Raw genomic sequence first — 16,694 nt, forward strand, 5'->3', positions numbered from 1 at the left:
AGACACCGTCATGCTACGTCGGCCCCTATCGGCTGCGCTTCCATTGCGTCATTGCCGTCGGCCATTCGGCCCGCACCGCGTATTCCTGGGCATGCTTCTCGGTGCGCTGCTGGTACTTGCACCACAGGTCTCTGGGGCCGCGGATGCGCAGCCGGACTTATTGCACGAGCAATTGGCCGCGGGCGAGTTCGGGCCGGCGATTGAATTGGCGAAAGACCAGTCTCCTGTTGATCGCGATAACTCGTTTGCTGAAATTGCCAAAGCGCAGGCCTTATCCGGCGCGCGCCCTGCCGCGTTTGCCACAGCGGCGGAAGTGACGGATGGCCGCGTGCGCAGTCGGCTGCTTGCCGATTTGTCATCGCTTCCGATCGATGTCGAGGGACGCGGCGGCAGCCCTTTCGCGCAGTATGGCCCTTTGATGAACATGATTACCTCCACGATTCAACCCGACTCGTGGGACGATAACGGCGGACCTGGCTCGATTCAACCATTTCAAAACGGCGTGTATGTCGATGCTGAAGGCGTGATGCGGCGCCTCAAGAAAGTAGACGACGCTGATTTCCTGGCCGAAGAGCGGCTGGCCGCGGTTCACGACATGGTCAGCGATGATGTACGACGACCGTCACCATTGCGCAAAATCTCGCTCCCCCGCTTGGAACGAGAAATTCAGCTTCGCCTTGCCGCTGGGCAATCCTTGGATGAGGAGATGCTTGTATTCGCTGGCTTGAAGCGGGTGCAATACATCATGGCTTATCCCGAGACGGGGGACCTGGTCGTGGCCGGTCCGGCGGGCGACTGGAAGCTGGATCGCGACGCGCGGCCCGTCAATGTTGAAGACGGCCAGCCGGTCGTACGGCTTGATCACCTGTTGGTCTTGCTGCGGCGCAAGGGAGGCGAATTTGCCTGCTCGATCGTACCCACGCAGGAAGGTCTAGCGCGGGCCCAGGCGTTTGCCAACGCCTCGAGCGGCACGACGTTGCAGCCGGGCCAACGCGGTAAATGGCTGGAAGAGATCAGCAAGCAGCTCGGGCGCCAGGATGTGGTTTTCGAAGGAATCGATCCGCATAGCAATGTCGCGCAGGTATTGCTGGCCGCCGATCATCACATGAAGCTGATTGGCATCGGTCTCGAACCGGGAACTCTGAAAGTACCCAGCTACTTGAGCATGGTGCGCGTCGAGCGCGGCGAAACACCGCCGATGGACGTGTTGCGATGGTGGTTTACTTTGAAGTACGACGCGCTGGTAGCAAGTGCCAAGCGTGACGCGTTTGAGATTCGTGGTCAGGGCGTGCAAGTGCTCAGCGAGAACGAACTGCTCACGGAAACCGGACAGGAAGTGCATACGGGCAAGGCAGACGCGCTGAATCAACAGTTCGCGCAGAACTTCACCAAGGACTTTGCCGCACTCGCAGCCAAATATCCGCTCTACGCTGATCTGCGGAATATCTTCGATCTGGCGCTGGTGGTCGAACTGCTGAGGACCGAAGGCTTGCCCGAGCATGTGGGTTGGTATCCGACCAGCTTCCTCGACAATGCCGGGCTGCCCACAGCCGTAGAAAACGTTCCGCAGACCGTCGATACCGTGATCAATCACCGTGTCGTGCAGCGTACAAACATAATTGCCGCCGTAAGTGGTGGCGTTCATGTCGATGTTCAGAGCGTCATCAAGCGTGACAAGATGCAGACCGACTCGCGCGGACAGCTCAACAGCGAACGCGAACGCTCGGTGCCGACCGCTGTGGAACACCGCAGCTGGTGGTGGGATTAACGAACTGCCGGACTCGACACGGGCAGGCAGCTCAATCAGCCCCTCTGGGGCTGAAGGATACTCGCCCGTGCGAGTGGTGCTAGTCGGACTTCTGCTCAGGCGACGCTGGCGCCACCGAATCGAGGACCGCGCTGAAGCGCTGGCGTAGTTCGGCCCATTGATGGTCACGGACCGCATTGCTGGCAGCCGGATCAAAATCGACCCTTGTATTCAATAGGCCTGAAAGTCTTTCCGTCGCGATGTAACGGACGCCTTCATCATCGCGTCGCAACAGCGCAAACCAGACCGATGCATCTTCGGTCAACCACGCCACGACACGTTCTGACGTATCTTCGCCGGCGTCAGGCGATAGCTCGCGCAAGAGGCGTCGGATGCGAAACGCCTGTTCCGGATCGAGTGCCGGAGGTTCCTGGCTACGTAGGAATGGCAGGATAATCGGCCCCAAGGCATGCAATTGCCGTTCGGCCCGCTCACGCTCGACGTATCGATTGCTGGCCAGTTCGCCAATCAACTGCTGCCAACTGTAATGACGGATCGCGGGGCGGCCCTCTTTCCCGTGGCAGAGCAGATTTTCGATTTCCTCCGACTGCTCTCCGAGCTTCCATGCGGGCCGCAACACTTCGAGAAGCGGAAGCAGGTGTTCACGGCAAACCTCAGGTTCAATGAGCATCAGGTGCCATACGGTCGCGGCCTGGTACCTCTTGGACTCTGAGTCGGTTGACACAGTAAGTACGAGCGGACCATCGACGGGCTGAAGAAAGTTCACCGCTGCGCGATCGCTCATCGACCGCGGAATCATTTGGGCGGAGACTTTGGTGCCGTCGTCGATGTCGATCACGAATCGCTCGTCCGGCGCGATTCGCTCGTAGGTAACGTCAGGGCGCCCGCCCTTTAGATCGATTGTCAATCGCTCGCGAGACCGATCCTGGTTCGTATTCGACGTAAGGTTCCGGTGTGTGGTTGGGCCACTGGCTGAGATTCGCCCCGACATGACGCGCAGCTGAAAGATGCGCAACTGGCCAGCAAGGCTGGCGTGCATTTCACGCGTTTGGCCGCAGGCCGAGGAGCCGTCGAGAAATATCGCGACGCCCAGGGCCAAGCCCCCAAAGATTCGCGCGGCTTGCAACGTGCAACGCCTCATGGCTACGGCGTCCTGCATTGATTGCGGACCAGTCTGTGAACAGAACCACGGCGAAACACCAGATGGTCGTCCGCCAAGCAACTGGGATCAGCCCGCGTTCTTTCGCTCAGTCGCTGCCTCGCTTGTTCCCAGCCGCAATGAACGCAACTGTCGCTTAACGCGAATTCGGGCAAGTCGGCGTCTGTGTCTGATGTAGAAGAACAGGACCACGCTAGCGACCACCGTGACGACCAGCACGGTAATCGCAACCTCGGCATTTCGAATGCTGTGGAACCAACCTGTGATTCGCTCGGCAAATAGGTAACTCAGCCCGAAGAAGGTGCAGATCACCAGTCCCGCGCAGAATAAGTCGACCAACAGAAAACGCCGAAACGGGACGCGTAGGATGCCTGCCGTTAAGTACACCGGCGAGCGCAAGCCGACCAAAAAACGAGCGGCAAGAAACACCTTCCAGCCATGCTGGTTGATCATCTCCTCGAGATGCGCTTCGCGCTCTGGCTTTAGAAAGCGGGCGCACCAGGGATGATCGCGCAGCACGTTATGGCCGAAATGGTAGCCGATGGCGTACATCACGCAGTCGCCGAGCAAGGCGCCAACGAAGCACGCCGCCAGAGCCAGCCAGGGGTTCATTTGGCCGTAATACGCGGCTACACCAGCCGCAATAATGGGCACCTCCTCCGGCACCGGCAGACCTGCCCCGGTAAGGATCAGGACCACGATAATACCGAGGTAAGTGGCGTGCTCTAGTTGGAGGAGTTCAAGCATGAAATGTCGGGCCCCGCCGCGTGCGTGGCCGCCTGGTACGCGTCCGGACGTGCAATTGTATCCGGTGGGCTTCGCCCCAGTATAGGGAAATTGAACGAACTACAAAGGCGGGGGTTAACGCGTGCCGGCCGAAGCGGCAGTTAGCTATTTGAGGGTCGGCAGGTCCTTTTCATCTAGACCGGCTGTGGTCATTTCCACCGAACTGCCGCCTTGACCCGGGTGGAGCAGCACCATACCGATCCCGGCATGTTCGCGGCAATACTCGCGGGCCGGCCCTACCCCCAGTGTGTAAAACGCGGTCGACAACGCGTCGGCCTCGGCTGCCGACGAAGCAACCGCGGTCGACGAGAATACTCCTTCGGCAGGCCAGCCGGTTCGTGGATCGAGAATATGGCCGTAGCGCTTTCCTCCGGCGCGAAAGAATTGATTGCTGGCCCCGCTAGTCGCGAGTGCCCTATCTCGCAGGCAGATCTCGGCCAAGCGCCGCTCGGGACGCAGAGGGTCCGACAGGCCGACAATCCAACCGTCAGTTCCGGCCTGCGATCCACGCGCGAGCACGCTGCTTTGCCCGCCGTGCAGTAGGAAATCGTCGACGCCAGCCGCCACAAGCTCCTGGGCCGCCCGATCCAGGGCGTACCCCTTGCCGATCGCGCCGAGATTCAGCTCGAGGCCCTCGACCAAAAAGCGGACCGATCTCGTCTGATTATCGAGCGTGAGAAATCGGCTGCCGACACGAGCAAGGGCCGCTTGCAGTTCAACGTCGTTAGGGATGCTACCTGAGCGTTTGTAAAAGCCCCAGGTTTTCACAAGTGGACCGGCCGTGACATCGAAAGCGCCGGCGGTTTGCTCCGAGACATGCACGGCAAGCGATAAGAGATCAAACAAATCCGATTCGACAGGAACCGCATCGGCCGCGGCCGTACGATTGATTCGCATGACCTCGCTTGTGTCGCGGTAGACGGTAAGCTGCGATTCGAGCGCCTCGACACGATCTAGTGCAGCAAGCGCGGCTTCGGATCCCTGCTCGTACTGGCCGGCGTTGAGAAAAACGGCGAACGTACACGCCATCGCGGGGCGCGAAATCTGGATTAGGTAGCGTTCTGCGTCACCTGGTTTCGCGTCATCCGATGGCGGCGATGCAGCCGTGGATCCGAGCGGCACATAGCGGTCAATCGCGGCGCCGATGGCATCGGCCGCGGCACGGCCTCGCAAGAATTCGCGACGATTGCTGGTCGGATCTGAGGGCATATCTTTGCATTATAACCAGCCAAGTCACCGGATAGATTCGAGGTCGTAACTTGTAGGCCTGCGACCGCCAGTCGATAATCGAATTGGCCAGTCACTGTCCACCCACTTCCGATCAAATTCGCGTCTCACCGACGGCGCGGCGATCAGTTCCGTCGACGAAGGATGTTTCCGCAGGCCATGCCCCCATTCGTATTCGAACGTCGCGCATTACGGCTTTGCTGCGCAGTCATGACGTTACTCGTGGCCAGCGCCTATTACGCGGCGGCGCAAACCGCGCCCAGCCGCGCACAAAACGCACGACGTAGCGGCAAACTGGCCCCGCCGCCGAAATGGGATCGGGCTGTTCTGGAAGTCTTCTTTCCCGACGCTCGGCAAAAACTTGGGCCCGGTCCGGGACCTGGCGAAGTCTCCACGGAATCCGGAACGGGCGAAACTTCGGCCACGACGACAGTCGCCACGCCGTCATCGTCGGCGGCGGCCGCGGCGGGAAACGGTCCCTGGTCCGCCGTAATCGCGGCATCGACGCTCGAGGACGAGGTCAAGGCGCAAGTGCAGCCGCTGGCTGCCGCTGTGCAATCACCCACGACCTTCAAGGGAGGCGGTTACAACGCGGCGCGCGAGAATCTGTCGGTCCTGGCCGTACTGTTCGGCGTGATCGATCAATACGACGGATCGGTGCGCTGGAAGAAAGAATCCGGCGGCTTGCGCGAACTATTTGGTCGGGCCGGCTACAACTGTACAGTCGGCACCGACAATTCGTTCAACGAGGCCAAGATACGCAGTCAGGACTTAACCGACCTGATCCGCGGCGGTTCGCTCGAGCCGCGCGAAGCGAAAGGCGATCTAATTTGGCATGACATCGCACGTCGTCCTCCGCTGATGAAGCGAATGGAACGATCGCTACGCGAGCGTTTGGGCCCCTGGACAGCGAGCAAAGGTGATTTCGCTAAGAATCGGAACGCCGTCGTTCACGAGGCCGAGCTTTTATTGGTGTTGTCGCGTGTCATCAAGACCGACGGCTATGAATACGCCGACGATAGTTCCTACCGGCAATACGTTGACACGCTCGAACAGCAATGCCACGAAATCATTGCCGCGGCCAAGGATGGCGATCTGCCGCGCGCCCAAAGTGCCACAAGCCAAATGAACAAAACGTGCGACGCCTGCCACGCAGATTTCCGCAGTTGAGACAGGGCGCTAGCGCAGCCCTCCCTTCGAACAAGCGCAATCGTGCTTTCATTCATTTTGTTTCCGCCAGGACTTTGCCCAGCAGCGTGACTTCTTGCCGGCTCCCCACGACCAGCGTCGTGCGCTGGTGCAAGCTTGAAGGCTGAATCGACAGGATGCGCTGTTTGCCGTCCGTGGCCATTCCGCCGGCGTGCTCGGCCAGAAACGCCATGGGGTTGGCCTCGTACATCAGACGTAGTTTTCCGCTGGGATGCTTTTGTGTGGGCGGATACAGAAAGATGCCCCCCTTGAGCAGCGTGCGATGAAAGTCGGCCACAAGCGAGCCCACGTAACGGGACGAGTACGCCTGGCCGTCCACCCCTTCGCGCAAGCGTGACAAGAATCGCAAGTAGCCGTGGGGAAAACTGGCAAGGTTGGCATCGTTCACCGAGTAATACGGCCCGCTGTTGGGCATCGTCATATTCGGATGTGTTAGCACGTATGCGCCATACGAGGGATCGAGCGTAAAGCCGTGAACGCCGTGGCCCGTGCTGTAGACCAGCATCGTCGAAGCGCCATAGACCACGTAGCCTGCCGCGATTTGTTGAGTGCCAGGCTGCAAGACATCGTCCTGCGGGTTGCGTTTGTTGGTCGGATCGGGCTCGCGGCGGAAAATCGAAAAAATCGTGCCGACACTGACATTGACGTCGATATTGCTCGAGCCGTCCAACGGGTCGAAGATCACGACGTACTTGCCATACTGCGGATCAGGGAGAACCACGACCGGGTCTTCGTTTTCTTCCGAGGCCAATACGCCCACGTTGCCACGGTTTCCGAGGCACGTCAGCAGGGCCTGATTCGCCAGCAGGTCCAGCTTCTGGACAACTTCGCCCTGCACGTTGGCAGCGCCAGTGCTGCCGACGACGTCGACTAGTCCCGCCCGGCGAATCTGAGCCGCCACGATTTTTGTGGCCAGCGTGATGCCGGAGAGCATCCAAGAGAACTCGCCACTGGCATGCGGATAGTGGCGTCGTTGTTCATCCTGAATGTGCTGCTGGACGGTACAGAACGCGTTTCGTTCGAACATAGTGCCCTAACCCAGAGGAAGATTGCGGTTAAAGGGTCTCATTATTCGCGGTTGGCACGGCAGAGGCAACGTGCGAGTTACCGAGCAACCGAGGTGCGTCATGAAATTTGTGATACCGGGCGGCACTGGTCAGGTGGGTACCGTATTGGCCCGTCATTTCCATGCGGCGGGGGACGAAGTCGTGGTGCTCAGCCGCCACCCCCAGGAAGCCCCCTGGCGAACCGTTTTCTGGGATGGTGAAAAGCTCGGCGGATGGGCCGGCGAATTCGAGGGGGCGGACGCCGTCATCAACCTGGCCGGACGCAGTGTCAATTGCCGCTACGACGCAAGGAATCGTCGTGAAATCATGAATTCGCGGGTCCGCTCCGTAAGGGTCGTCGGGGAGGCCATCGGCGACTGCCGGCAGCCCCCACGGGCATGGCTGCAGATGAGCACGGCCACGATCTACGCCCATCGCTACGATGCGGCAAACGATGAGCGAACCGGCATCCTGGGCGGCTGCGAACCTGATGCGCCCGACACTTGGCGATTCAGCATTGATGTCGCGAGGGCCTGGGAGGAAGCATGCGACGCCGCGCCGACGCCTGACACTCGTAAGTTGAAACTGCGATTGGCCATGCTGATGAATTTCGACCGCGGCGGAACGTTCGATCTGTTGTTGCGTCTCGTACGCTACGGCCTCGGCGGTCGCGCAGGCAGTGGCAGGCAATACATGTCATGGATTCACAAGCATGACTTCGTGCGCGCGGTGCAATGGTTGATCGCACACGATGAAATCGCCGGAGCGGTCAACGTCGCTGCCCCCTGCCCACTGCCCAATGGCGAATTCATGCAGGCGTTGCGGTCGGCCTGGGGCACACGCTTGGGACTGCCAGCCGCGGAATGGATGGTCGAGGTTGGAACATGGCTGATGCGCACGGAGTCGGAATTGATTCTAAAGAGCCGACGTGTCGTGCCTGGCCGACTACTCGAAGCAGGTTTTGAATTCGCCTATCCCACATGGCCCACGGCGGCGCGTGAACTGTGCGATCGCTGGCGAGCATGTCAGCAAGGCATCCGACCGCCGATTTCATCACGACGTACCGAGAAACGGCCAGGCATTAGCGCTTCAATAGTGGCACCCACGGAATGAATTGCACATGGGCATATCGGTGCATGCCGGCGACGACAACTACCGGCAGAAGAGGCGAGGCCGCAATCACCACGGCCAGCAGCGAGACGTGTGCCCAGTGCAGATCCGACTCATAATTGCAACTGCGATTACTTGTACGCAGTACATTCTGCCACCCTGTCGCCAGTAGCATCAGCAACCAAAACGCGAAGGTGCAAATCAACAAGGTGGGGCGGCCAATGATAAGCAGAGTCGCGGTCGATGCGGTCGCGACGGCAGCCATTACAAGTTTGCTAGGATTTAACCTGTACATGACACGGAATAGTCCGAACAGGTATGTCTCAATCTACTTCGTGATCCGCGCGCCGATCTTCTTCATGTTGGCTTCGAACTTTTCCAACTGGCGGACGGGTTCCGGTTCCTTCGGCTTTTCGCCGACTCGCTCGGCCACCAGGTTGACTTCGTCGCGGACTTCCTGCCGGACTTCGTCCAGCCGCTGGCGATCGATCTTCAAGCGTGGCCGCCAGCCGTCCCAGTCGACGGTAGCGACGCCGGTTCCCAGCAGAGCCAGGACAACGACAATCACCGCCCGAGCACCCCATTTCGTGCCAACAACGCTGCGAACGGGAGCCGGCAAGGCGACACCAGCGGTATCGACCACGGTTTGTGCCACCGTTTTACGCTTCGACTTGGCCATGAGTTGCTCCGCGCGAGATTGTGCCCGGGACCGCCAGAAGGTTTGGTCCGTTCACGATGAAGAAGTGAGATAGGTACTCGAAAGGCAGCCCCGCAACCAGAACGGTAGCGACGCTGTCACCGCCTGCACGGATTCCGTGCGGACGTCCCGAGTTAGATCGGCTTATTGCCGCTCGCCGCTGCAGAATGGTGATCCAGTTCCCAAAGATGAACCGGAGTCATCACGGATACATTTCGCTAGCCGGTCTCGCTGGCATTGGCAGGTGAAAAGATCCGTGACAAAGTCTCACACAATCGGCCCAACCCTCCGCCCGGTCCAATGGACGGTCAGGTTCACTGCCTCAGACACGCGGCCAATCAAGTTCGGTGGCAGCCGAGGCCAGCTCGAAGTACGTCGTCACCGTAAGAAACTGCTTGGCGCCCCATTTTCGATGCGGGAACAGTTGTGCCGCTGCCGGCAGCCATCGATCGGGCGTCCAGCCACCGGTAGCCCGTTTGCCGGAGAGGCTTTTCTCAGGTACGATCTCCTACTGGTCGGGTTAGCGAGATGCGAGCTCATGGCTTCGCTCGCCGACCCGTTCCAACAATTCGGGGCGTGGCGCAGTCTGGCTAGCGCACCTGCTTTGGGAGCAGGGGGTCGGAGGTTCAAATCCTCTCGCCCCGATTCGACTTACGACGACTCCTCCGTACGATTGCAGAGTTATTGCAGAGTACGGAGGAGTTTTCATGCGCAAAGCACGCAAAGAACCGAAACCGTTCTATCGCGAATTCACCCAATCCTGGTACGTGCAGATCGGCCAGCGGCAAATCAATCTTGGCCCTGACAAGGCCGAGGCCTTCGCCGAATATCACGTCCTGATGACGCAGCGGAAAACGATCCGGGCCACCGATCCGGCGGTTGTCCTGATCGACCGCTTTCTTGAGTGGGTGCAGACCTCGCGGGCAGCGGGCGCTTACGAATGGTATCGGATGCACCTGGCGTCATTTGCCGCTTTCATCGGCAAGCGATTGAAAGCCGACGAGGTACGCCCGCATCACGTCACCGAGTGGGTACAGAAGGAACACAGCAAGTCCGCTGCCAATACCGTGCATGGTGCCATGCGGGCCGTGCAGCGGGTCTTTAATTGGGGTTGCAAGCAAGGCTATATCACCGTTCATCCGCTGATCGGTTTGGAAAAGCCAACCCCGACGCGGCGGGAAATGGTATTGGACGATGCCGAGTTTTCCGCCGTACTGGCAAAGGCGACCGATCAGGCTGAGCGGGACTTGCTGACGACGCTATGGGAAACGGGTTGCCGTGTTCAAGAAATCCGCCTTGTCGAGGCCAAGCACTTCGACCGGGCCGAACGACGCTGGGTTTTTCCACCCAGCAAATCGAAAGGCAAACAGGTATCGCGGGTGGTTTATTTAAGCGATACGGCATTTGAAATCAGCAAACGTCTGGCCGCACAGCATCCCGAAGGCATGCTGTTTCGTAATCGGCGAGGCAGACCGTGGACGAGGAATGCCATCAAATGTCGTTTTCGCAAACACGGCGTCAAAGACCTCTGCGGAACGGTGTTTCGGCATTCCTGGATCACGCGGGCGTTAATGTCCGGCGTCGATCCAATCACCGTTTCAGTGCTTGCCGGGCATGCCAACCTGCACATGGTCGCCAACCGCTACAGCCATCTCGCCAAGCGGCCGACGTTTCTGCGAGACCAGCTCGCGAAGATGCAGCCTACAGGTTTAAATGCTTGAACCGATACGGCAAGGTGTCCACTGACTGTCGCTCGACGCGACTGCTTGCCAGGTATTCGCCGAGATATTCCTCGGAAACGCGAATCGTGCCGCTGCGGCGGCCGAAGCGATAGCATTTTAGTTCGCCGCGTTCAATGGCGGCATAGACCGTTCCCATGCTTACATTCAAGCGCTCCGCTACCTGCTTGACTGTCATCATGGCGATGCCTCCGCGATCTTCCGCCGCACATCGTGCGTTGTTTCGGTTCCAATTCATAATACGCGTGTTGCGGATAATGAATTGCAAAACATGTCATTGGGGTTTTCACATCCCTATGGCGATTATTGTTCGCATGCGTGGCGGAAGAAAAAAGCCCGCAACTCGTTCAACGCATCAGGCAGCGGAAAATTTCGCAATGATGTCAGTAGGCAACCAGGCTTCGGTATCGAAGCCCGGTGCTGCGTTCAATTCGCTAATGCAATAGTTGCACCCGATCCGCCGCGGCGCCGACAAACGCCGCTGCAATCGCTCACGGATGATGCGGCGAAGTTGGATGGCATCGCCTGACACGTATTGTCGCTCCCGTGCATTCCGTCCGGCCCGTCCGTACTCGATGCTAATTGTCCATGCGTCGAATAAATCGCGGCCAACCGCAATCTGATACCGGCGATGATGATTTCGTTCGGCATGGTGTGCCTCAAAAATTACCGTCATCAGGTTGAGCATGCTTCCTCCTTCTGCACCAGGCCACGTGTTTGCAACTCGCGGTAAACGGTGGAACGTCCCAGCCCGACTTGTTGCGAGGCCTGGGTAGGGGTTAGGCCCGCGTCAACAAGTCTTAGGGCGGCATCGATCTTGGATTCGTCGAGCATCGGTCGGCCGATCCGCTTGCCACGTTTCCTCGCGACTTCCAGTCCATCGCGTGTCCGCTCGCTCACCAAACCACGCTCGAAATGAGCCACGGCACCGAACACATGAAAGACGAGCTCGCCGGCGGCCGATGACGTGTCGATTTTTTCTTCCAGCGATTTCAGGCCAATGCTGCGTTGCTTGAGTGTATCGACGATTGCAAGCAGTTCCCGCAAGCTGCGGCCGAGACGATCCAGGCGGACGATGCACAGCACATCGCCAGGCCTGGCGTATTCGAGCAGCGACGACAAGCCTGGCCGTTCGAATTTACGGCCGCTGATTACGTCTTCAAAGACGCGGGCAGCACCGGCAGCCGTGAGCCGTTGCCGCTGGCCTTCCAAATCCTGCCCGGCGGTTGATACGCGGGCATATCCAAGAAGCTCCGTCATCCATGACCATGCGTTGTCTATAAAACGGTCGTTTACTGGACGGTGAGCGATTGACCTCGTGTCCGGCGATATGACCGTCCAGAAACTACATCCACAAACTGCGAATGTCCACAAATATGTGAAAGCTGTTTATGGACGTTCCGGTGTGCAATCTTCCCTGGGGCCCAGGCCTCGCTGCGGACTGCCCCGGTATGCACTGCGGGCGAAAGGGCCGCAAAACAAATCATGCGGCCCTTCGTCCTCGGCGTTCCTCACTCGGCCCCCAGGGAAGATTGCACGCCTCCCCGTATCTAGCGTCGTAACGAATAACACGGTGGAAAAGGCCTGCTTCTCGGCCAATTCTCATCGTCGTATATTACGCTTGTAACGTCGTTATTCGATGGGGCGTGATGAAGGAGACAAAATGGCCCGTAGCAAAATCAACAAAGCAGCAAAGATTCGGGAGGCCTTTGAGAAGCTGGGGCCGACGGCTCGGTCAAAGGATATTATTGCGGCCCTGGCCGCCCAAAAAATCGACGTTAGTTCTTCGCAGGTGAGCAACATTAAAGCCGTGCTCAATGGGCATACGAACGGAAAAAAGGGCAGGCGTGGCGATGCTCTTTCGCTCGACGATCTGCAGGCTACCAAGCGTCTCGTCGATGCCCTGGGATCGATAGAGCGAGTGGAGAATGCGTTGAGTGCCTTGGCAAAGCTTCGATAGCTCGCAAGTACCTATGCCCGGCAACGTCTCGTTTGCCGTGCCGCCTAGAAGAGATTACAGGCCTCGTGTTTTGCTTGCTCCGCCTTCACTTTTCGTGGTAGGGTATTCAGCATGAATCACGAGCTTTCACCACAATACGAGCAGTACCTGGACAAGATGGTTTCCGGCGGGTTGTACCCGTCCAAGGAAGCCGCCCTTGAGGCCGCAATTGAAGCTCTTCGGGAGAAGACCGGCGAAATCCCCTACGTGCCGGATGAACATATGGAGGCGGTCGAGCGAGGTATCGAAGCGGCCAATGCCGGTAAGCTGACGCCGGTCACTCCTGAGTTTTGGAACGGGCTGCGGCAAATGGTTCGTGACATCGCCAAGAACGATGCCCATTAATGGCAAATGCCCAAATCCGTAACGAGGATTTCATCCTGGCGATTGACCGTGATTCCGATCGGAATATCGAACTGGCCATCACCGTGACCATTCGCCCCCCAGGTCAGCAGCACGCGCGGAACTGCCGGCCTTTCCGGCTCGTGAGCGAGAGCCGCGAAAGGGCGTAACGCCAACGACGCTAGGCATGATCCGGCCACCCGCCCGAATTCGCGGCGCGATTGATTCATTTCGGTCCTCCGCAGGTCAGCGATGTCTCGACAAATTCGTTTGGCACTCGTTGAGTTTATCGCGGCGGGGTAGCGAAGCCCACATAGCCGCTAGTTCAGTCCGACGGCGTGGCAGGCAAGCTCCGACTAGTCCACACGCCGCCACGGCACTGCCGCAAAAACCGCTTGTCTAGCGCTCTGTGATCGACTAACATGCAACCAAATGGTTGCGATTCGACGCATCGGTCACTAGCGTGCCCTCGAGTCGCCTCGACCACGGCCGCTTCCGCATTGTTGTCTCGCTGCCCTCGACTTTTCGTTAAAATGCAACCGAATAGGTGGCACAATGAAATCGAATACCGATCGCATCGAAAAGAGCATCGAGATCAAGGCGCCTGTCGCCCGGGTTTGGAAGGCATTGACGGATTACAAGGAGTTCAGCGCCTGGTTCGGCGTGAATTTGGAATCTCCTTTCGTGATTGGTCAGGCAACGCGCGGGAACATTACTTATCCCGGCTACGAGCACCTGGTGATGGAAGTTGTGGTACAGAGGATCGAACCGGAACGACTGTTCTCGTATCAATGGCATCCATACGCTGTCGATCCGCAGGTCGACTATTCGCAGGAGCCGCCGACACTCGTGGAGTTTCATCTGGAAAAAACCGCTAGCGGCACGCGACTGACGGTTATTGAATCGGGCTTTGACGCCGTGCCCGCCGCCCGCCGCGATGAAGCCTTCCGCATGAACAGCCAAGGTTGGGCCGCCCAAGTCGAGCGAATTGCTGCCTATGTCACAGACACGCCATAGGCCCGGAACTCGGCAGCTGCGCAAAAGCGCGCCGCTCTTCGCAGCGCTTGGAGACGAGACGCGGCTGGTGTTGCTCAACCGGCTGGGCAGTGGCGCTCGGTGCTCGATTACTTCACTGACGGCCGGATCGCCGCTGAGCCGCCAGGCTATCACCAAGCACCTGCGCATTCTGGAAGCCGCAGGCCTGGTGCGCGGCGTTCGTCAGGGTCGGGAAAGCCTTTTCGAGATCGAACACGATACCCTCGACGAAGCAATTCGCTTCCTGGAGCGCATCTCGGCGCAGTGGGACCAGGCACTCGCCCGATTAAAATCGTTCGTCGAAGAATAATCGATACTGTTGATGCGATTTTCGTTCATTCCGTCCGGCATAGCGACTGGTAGGAAATGGCTTTCTTTTTGACTCGTGACCGAAGTCGGGCGATAAAATAGAAAGATGGTCGCTGATCAGAGTTTGGCATCAAACGACCCGAGAACGGCATTTACAGGGCAGACATGATCGACACTCCATGGATTATTAAGACGGCCGCGCAGCAAACGGCATTCGTGCATATTACTGTGCCGCGCGAAGAAATTCAGAACGTCATGGGGCCAGGCTTGGCCGAGGTCCGTGCGGCGGTGGCCGCGCAAGGGATTACCACAAGCGGGCCATGGTTCACGCACCATCGACGCATGGACCCGAAGGTGTTCGATTTCGAGATTTGCATTCCCGTCGCCGCTACAATCGTGCCCGTTGGTCGCGTGCAGCCTGGAAATTTACCCGCAACCACTGTCGCACGGACCATCTATCGCGGCCCCTACGAGGGCCTCGGCATGGCCTGGAGCGAATTCGAGGCGTGGATCAAGGCGCAGAGGCATACTGCTGCTGAGAATCTGTGGGAGTGTTACATCGCGGGCCCTGATGTCAGTTCCACTCCGGCCAATTGGCAAACCGAATTGAACAGGCCCCTTCTGTCGTAACCGCGACGATCGTTGAACGCTCCGCTTTGAGATGCGTGCCCATATCGTGACGCCTACCGGGGCGTGCTAATTCGCGCCTGAACACATCAATTGGTCAACGTCGCGGTCAACGTGATGTCGGCCTTCAGCAATTTCGAGACCGGGCAGTTCGCCTTGGCCTTGCCGGCCAGGCTTTCGAAGATGGCCTGATCCGCGCCTGGTACTTTGCCGGTCAGCGTCAGGTGGATCGCCGTGATTCCCCAGCCTCCGTCGACCTGTTCCAGCGTCACTTCGGCCGTGGTCGAAAGCTCTTCGGCTGTCAGCTTGGCCTCGCCCAGGATCAGCGACAGGGCCATCGTAAAACAACTGGCATGGGCCGCGCCGATCAGCTCTTCGGGATTACTGCCGCGCTGACCTTCGAAGCGACTGGAAAAGCCGTAAGGGTACGAAGAGAGGGCGCCGCTCTCGGTCGAAATCGCTCCTTTGCCGTCCTTGATGCCGCCGTGCCAAACCGCCGAACCGCGTCGATTGATTTTCATCGTGGTGTCTCCTGTCGAGATCTGTCGAAATTGCCCACGCGAATATCGTACGCGAGTCGACAACCGCGGGCTACAACCGAGGTTCGCTACGAGAGGGCGTGTGAGAATTACAGCCGAACGGCGACGACGCGCATGCCGATATGGTCCGCCCGGCGATGCGGCTCGAAGCGCAGACGAAATGCCGAGCGCAACGGCCACCCTTCGTCGGCCCAGCAACCACCTCGACGGGCCCGCGATAAATCGCGAGTCTGATTGGGAGTTGCCCCTTCTTTGGCATCATGAAGGTCGGGGTCAACACCGCCGGGTAGTCGAATATGAAACCAGTCGCGGCACCACTCGTAGGCGTTGCCGTGCATATCGTACAGGCCCCATGGATTCGGCGAATAGCTGCCGACCTTGGCCATCTTCTTTAGCGATGGTCCTTCTTCGGCGCCATTGTAGGGCTTGCCCTGAAAGTTCGCTTGCTTGCTGCTGAGTTTATCGCCAAACGATGTCGCCGTGGTGGTGCCGGCACGACAGGCGTATTCCCACTGAGCCTCAGTCGGCAGACGAAACACCCAATCCTGGGGAAGCTCGCCGGAAGTGTGGGCTTTTTCGGTTACCTTTGCACAGAACGCTTCAGCCTCGAGAAAGTTCATCGAGTAGACCGGCAAGTCATCACCTTCGCCCGCCGTGAGTTCGCCGGGCAGCTCGCCGACGATTCGTTTCCACTCTCCCTGCGTGACTTCGTACTTGCCGATCCAGAACCCACGGTTGAGCGTCACTTCAACCTGATTTTCACCCGGCCGCCGGTCTGGCTCGTTACGCGGGCTCCCCATTGCGAACTTGCCCGGAGGACACCAACTGAGTGCAACGCCGAGAACAGTGCGCTGGTCGCCGGCCATTGCGCCGGCAAAAGGTTCCTGTGCAGGCGTTGCGGCGGACGCGCAATTCGCTGTGTGAATCGACGCCACGACGACGAGCATCAAACTTCGAGCAGCGACGCTTTTGAGTTCAATGGCGAACATAGAAGGCCCCTGTGGTAACTGCCGTAGCAGATTAGCCAGCAGATTCGGAGCATTAATTCTAGTCGCATCAGATTCAATGAAAAAGCGAGCGTGCGCCAGACAGGGCACTGCTC

At 58.9% G+C, this 16,694-nt stretch carries 21 protein-coding genes and 1 tRNA gene; 10 read left to right on the forward strand and 12 right to left on the reverse strand.

Annotated elements, in window-relative coordinates:
* The first annotated feature begins 10 nt into the window (after positions 1-10).
* A complete protein-coding gene (locus VGN12_01020; protein ID HEY4308006.1) occupies positions 11-1,768 on the forward strand; it encodes a DUF1598 domain-containing protein in 1,758 nt (585 codons plus the stop codon).
* Between the two features lie 79 nt (positions 1,769-1,847).
* Here VGN12_01020 and VGN12_01025 read toward each other — a convergent pair whose 3' ends face one another.
* From VGN12_01025 to VGN12_01035, 3 genes are all read right to left on the reverse strand, one after another.
* Positions 1,848-2,909, reverse strand: coding sequence for a hypothetical protein (locus VGN12_01025; GenBank protein HEY4308007.1), 1,062 nt, complete (start codon positions 2,907-2,909; stop codon positions 1,848-1,850).
* Positions 2,910-2,996: 87 nt separating this feature from the next.
* On the reverse strand, positions 2,997-3,674 hold the full coding sequence (locus VGN12_01030) for a DedA family protein (protein ID HEY4308008.1): 678 nt from the start codon (positions 3,672-3,674) through the stop codon (positions 2,997-2,999).
* A 144-nt stretch (positions 3,675-3,818) separates the two neighbouring features.
* Positions 3,819-4,922, reverse strand: coding sequence for an FAD:protein FMN transferase (locus VGN12_01035; GenBank protein ID HEY4308009.1), 1,104 nt, complete (start codon positions 4,920-4,922; stop codon positions 3,819-3,821).
* Positions 4,923-5,099: 177 nt separating this feature from the next.
* Between VGN12_01035 and VGN12_01040 the strand changes: the two genes are divergently transcribed.
* The gene (locus VGN12_01040) at positions 5,100-6,110 is read left to right on the forward strand and encodes a cytochrome c (protein HEY4308010.1); all 1,011 of its coding nucleotides are present in this window, start codon (positions 5,100-5,102) and stop codon (positions 6,108-6,110) included.
* Positions 6,111-6,162: 52 nt separating this feature from the next.
* Here the strand turns inward: VGN12_01040 and fbp are convergent, their stop codons facing one another.
* A complete protein-coding gene (fbp, locus tag VGN12_01045; protein HEY4308011.1) occupies positions 6,163-7,176 on the reverse strand; it encodes a class 1 fructose-bisphosphatase in 1,014 nt (337 codons plus the stop codon).
* Positions 7,177-7,276: 100 nt separating this feature from the next.
* On the opposite strand from fbp, the gene VGN12_01050 reads away from it, so the two are divergent.
* The gene (locus tag VGN12_01050) at positions 7,277-8,308 is read left to right on the forward strand and encodes a TIGR01777 family oxidoreductase (GenBank protein HEY4308012.1); all 1,032 of its coding nucleotides are present in this window, start codon (positions 7,277-7,279) and stop codon (positions 8,306-8,308) included.
* Here the strand turns inward: VGN12_01050 and VGN12_01055 are convergent.
* Complete coding sequence (locus tag VGN12_01055) at positions 8,277-8,570, reverse strand: hypothetical protein (protein ID HEY4308013.1); 294 nt, start codon at positions 8,568-8,570, stop codon at positions 8,277-8,279. The genes VGN12_01050 and VGN12_01055 overlap by 32 nt on opposite strands.
* Positions 8,571-8,633: 63 nt before the next feature.
* Entirely contained in the window at positions 8,634-8,984 is a 351-nt protein-coding gene (locus tag VGN12_01060; protein HEY4308014.1) for a hypothetical protein, read from the reverse strand.
* Positions 8,985-9,572: 588 nt separating this feature from the next.
* Here VGN12_01060 and VGN12_01065 point away from each other — a divergent pair.
* Positions 9,573-9,647: transfer RNA gene (locus VGN12_01065), tRNA-Pro, on the forward strand.
* Positions 9,648-9,769: 122 nt separating this feature from the next.
* Positions 9,770-10,723, forward strand: a complete 954-nt coding sequence (locus tag VGN12_01070; protein ID HEY4308015.1) for a tyrosine-type recombinase/integrase — start codon at positions 9,770-9,772, stop codon at positions 10,721-10,723.
* Here the strand turns inward: VGN12_01070 and VGN12_01075 are convergent.
* The 3 genes from VGN12_01075 to VGN12_01085 all read right to left on the reverse strand — a co-directional run bounded on the left by VGN12_01075 (position 10,704) and on the right by VGN12_01085 (position 12,115).
* Positions 10,704-10,922, reverse strand: coding sequence for a helix-turn-helix domain-containing protein (locus VGN12_01075; protein HEY4308016.1), 219 nt, complete (start codon positions 10,920-10,922; stop codon positions 10,704-10,706). The genes VGN12_01070 and VGN12_01075 overlap by 20 nt on opposite strands.
* A gap of 174 nt (positions 10,923-11,096) precedes the next feature.
* On the reverse strand, positions 11,097-11,429 hold the full coding sequence (locus VGN12_01080; GenBank protein ID HEY4308017.1) for a WGR domain-containing protein: 333 nt from the start codon (positions 11,427-11,429) through the stop codon (positions 11,097-11,099).
* Positions 11,417-12,115 carry a recombinase family protein gene (locus VGN12_01085; protein ID HEY4308018.1) on the reverse strand — a complete coding sequence of 233 codons (699 nt, stop codon included), beginning with the start codon at positions 12,113-12,115 and terminating at the stop codon, positions 11,417-11,419. Before VGN12_01085 ends, VGN12_01080 begins: the two co-directional genes overlap by 13 nt.
* Before the next feature lie 289 nt (positions 12,116-12,404).
* On the opposite strand from VGN12_01085, the gene VGN12_01090 reads away from it, so the two are divergent.
* Both VGN12_01090 and VGN12_01095 read left to right on the forward strand, forming a co-directional pair.
* Complete coding sequence (locus tag VGN12_01090) at positions 12,405-12,701, forward strand: hypothetical protein (protein ID HEY4308019.1); 297 nt, start codon at positions 12,405-12,407, stop codon at positions 12,699-12,701.
* A 111-nt stretch (positions 12,702-12,812) separates the two neighbouring features.
* The gene (locus VGN12_01095; protein ID HEY4308020.1) at positions 12,813-13,085 is read left to right on the forward strand and encodes a hypothetical protein; all 273 of its coding nucleotides are present in this window, start codon (positions 12,813-12,815) and stop codon (positions 13,083-13,085) included.
* On the opposite strand, the gene VGN12_01100 is transcribed toward VGN12_01095, so the two are convergent.
* Positions 13,082-13,312: a hypothetical protein gene (locus VGN12_01100; protein HEY4308021.1), complete on the reverse strand. Its 231-nt coding sequence runs from the start codon at positions 13,310-13,312 to the stop codon at positions 13,082-13,084. The two genes, VGN12_01095 and VGN12_01100, sit on opposite strands and share 4 nt — an antisense overlap.
* 325 nt (positions 13,313-13,637) lie before the next feature.
* Between VGN12_01100 and VGN12_01105 the strand changes: the two genes are divergently transcribed.
* The 3 genes from VGN12_01105 (at position 13,638) to VGN12_01115 (ending at position 15,056) form a co-directional block, all read left to right on the forward strand.
* Positions 13,638-14,099: an SRPBCC family protein gene (locus VGN12_01105; protein HEY4308022.1), complete on the forward strand. Its 462-nt coding sequence runs from the start codon at positions 13,638-13,640 to the stop codon at positions 14,097-14,099.
* Complete coding sequence (locus VGN12_01110) at positions 14,080-14,427, forward strand: metalloregulator ArsR/SmtB family transcription factor (GenBank protein HEY4308023.1); 348 nt, start codon at positions 14,080-14,082, stop codon at positions 14,425-14,427. The genes VGN12_01105 and VGN12_01110 overlap by 20 nt, the downstream gene beginning before the upstream one ends.
* Positions 14,428-14,591: 164 nt before the next feature.
* Positions 14,592-15,056, forward strand: a complete 465-nt coding sequence (locus tag VGN12_01115; protein HEY4308024.1) for a GyrI-like domain-containing protein — start codon at positions 14,592-14,594, stop codon at positions 15,054-15,056.
* A gap of 86 nt (positions 15,057-15,142) precedes the next feature.
* Here VGN12_01115 and VGN12_01120 read toward each other — a convergent pair whose 3' ends face one another.
* The gene (locus tag VGN12_01120; protein HEY4308025.1) at positions 15,143-15,574 is read right to left on the reverse strand and encodes an OsmC family protein; all 432 of its coding nucleotides are present in this window, start codon (positions 15,572-15,574) and stop codon (positions 15,143-15,145) included.
* Positions 15,575-15,681: 107 nt separating this feature from the next.
* Positions 15,682-16,581, reverse strand: coding sequence for a formylglycine-generating enzyme family protein (locus tag VGN12_01125; GenBank protein HEY4308026.1), 900 nt, complete (start codon positions 16,579-16,581; stop codon positions 15,682-15,684).
* Between the last annotated feature and the right edge of the window lie 113 nt (positions 16,582-16,694).

The sequence above is a fragment of the Pirellulales bacterium genome, assembly GCA_036499395.1.
Lineage (GTDB): Bacteria > Planctomycetota > Planctomycetia > Pirellulales > JACPPG01 > JACPPG01.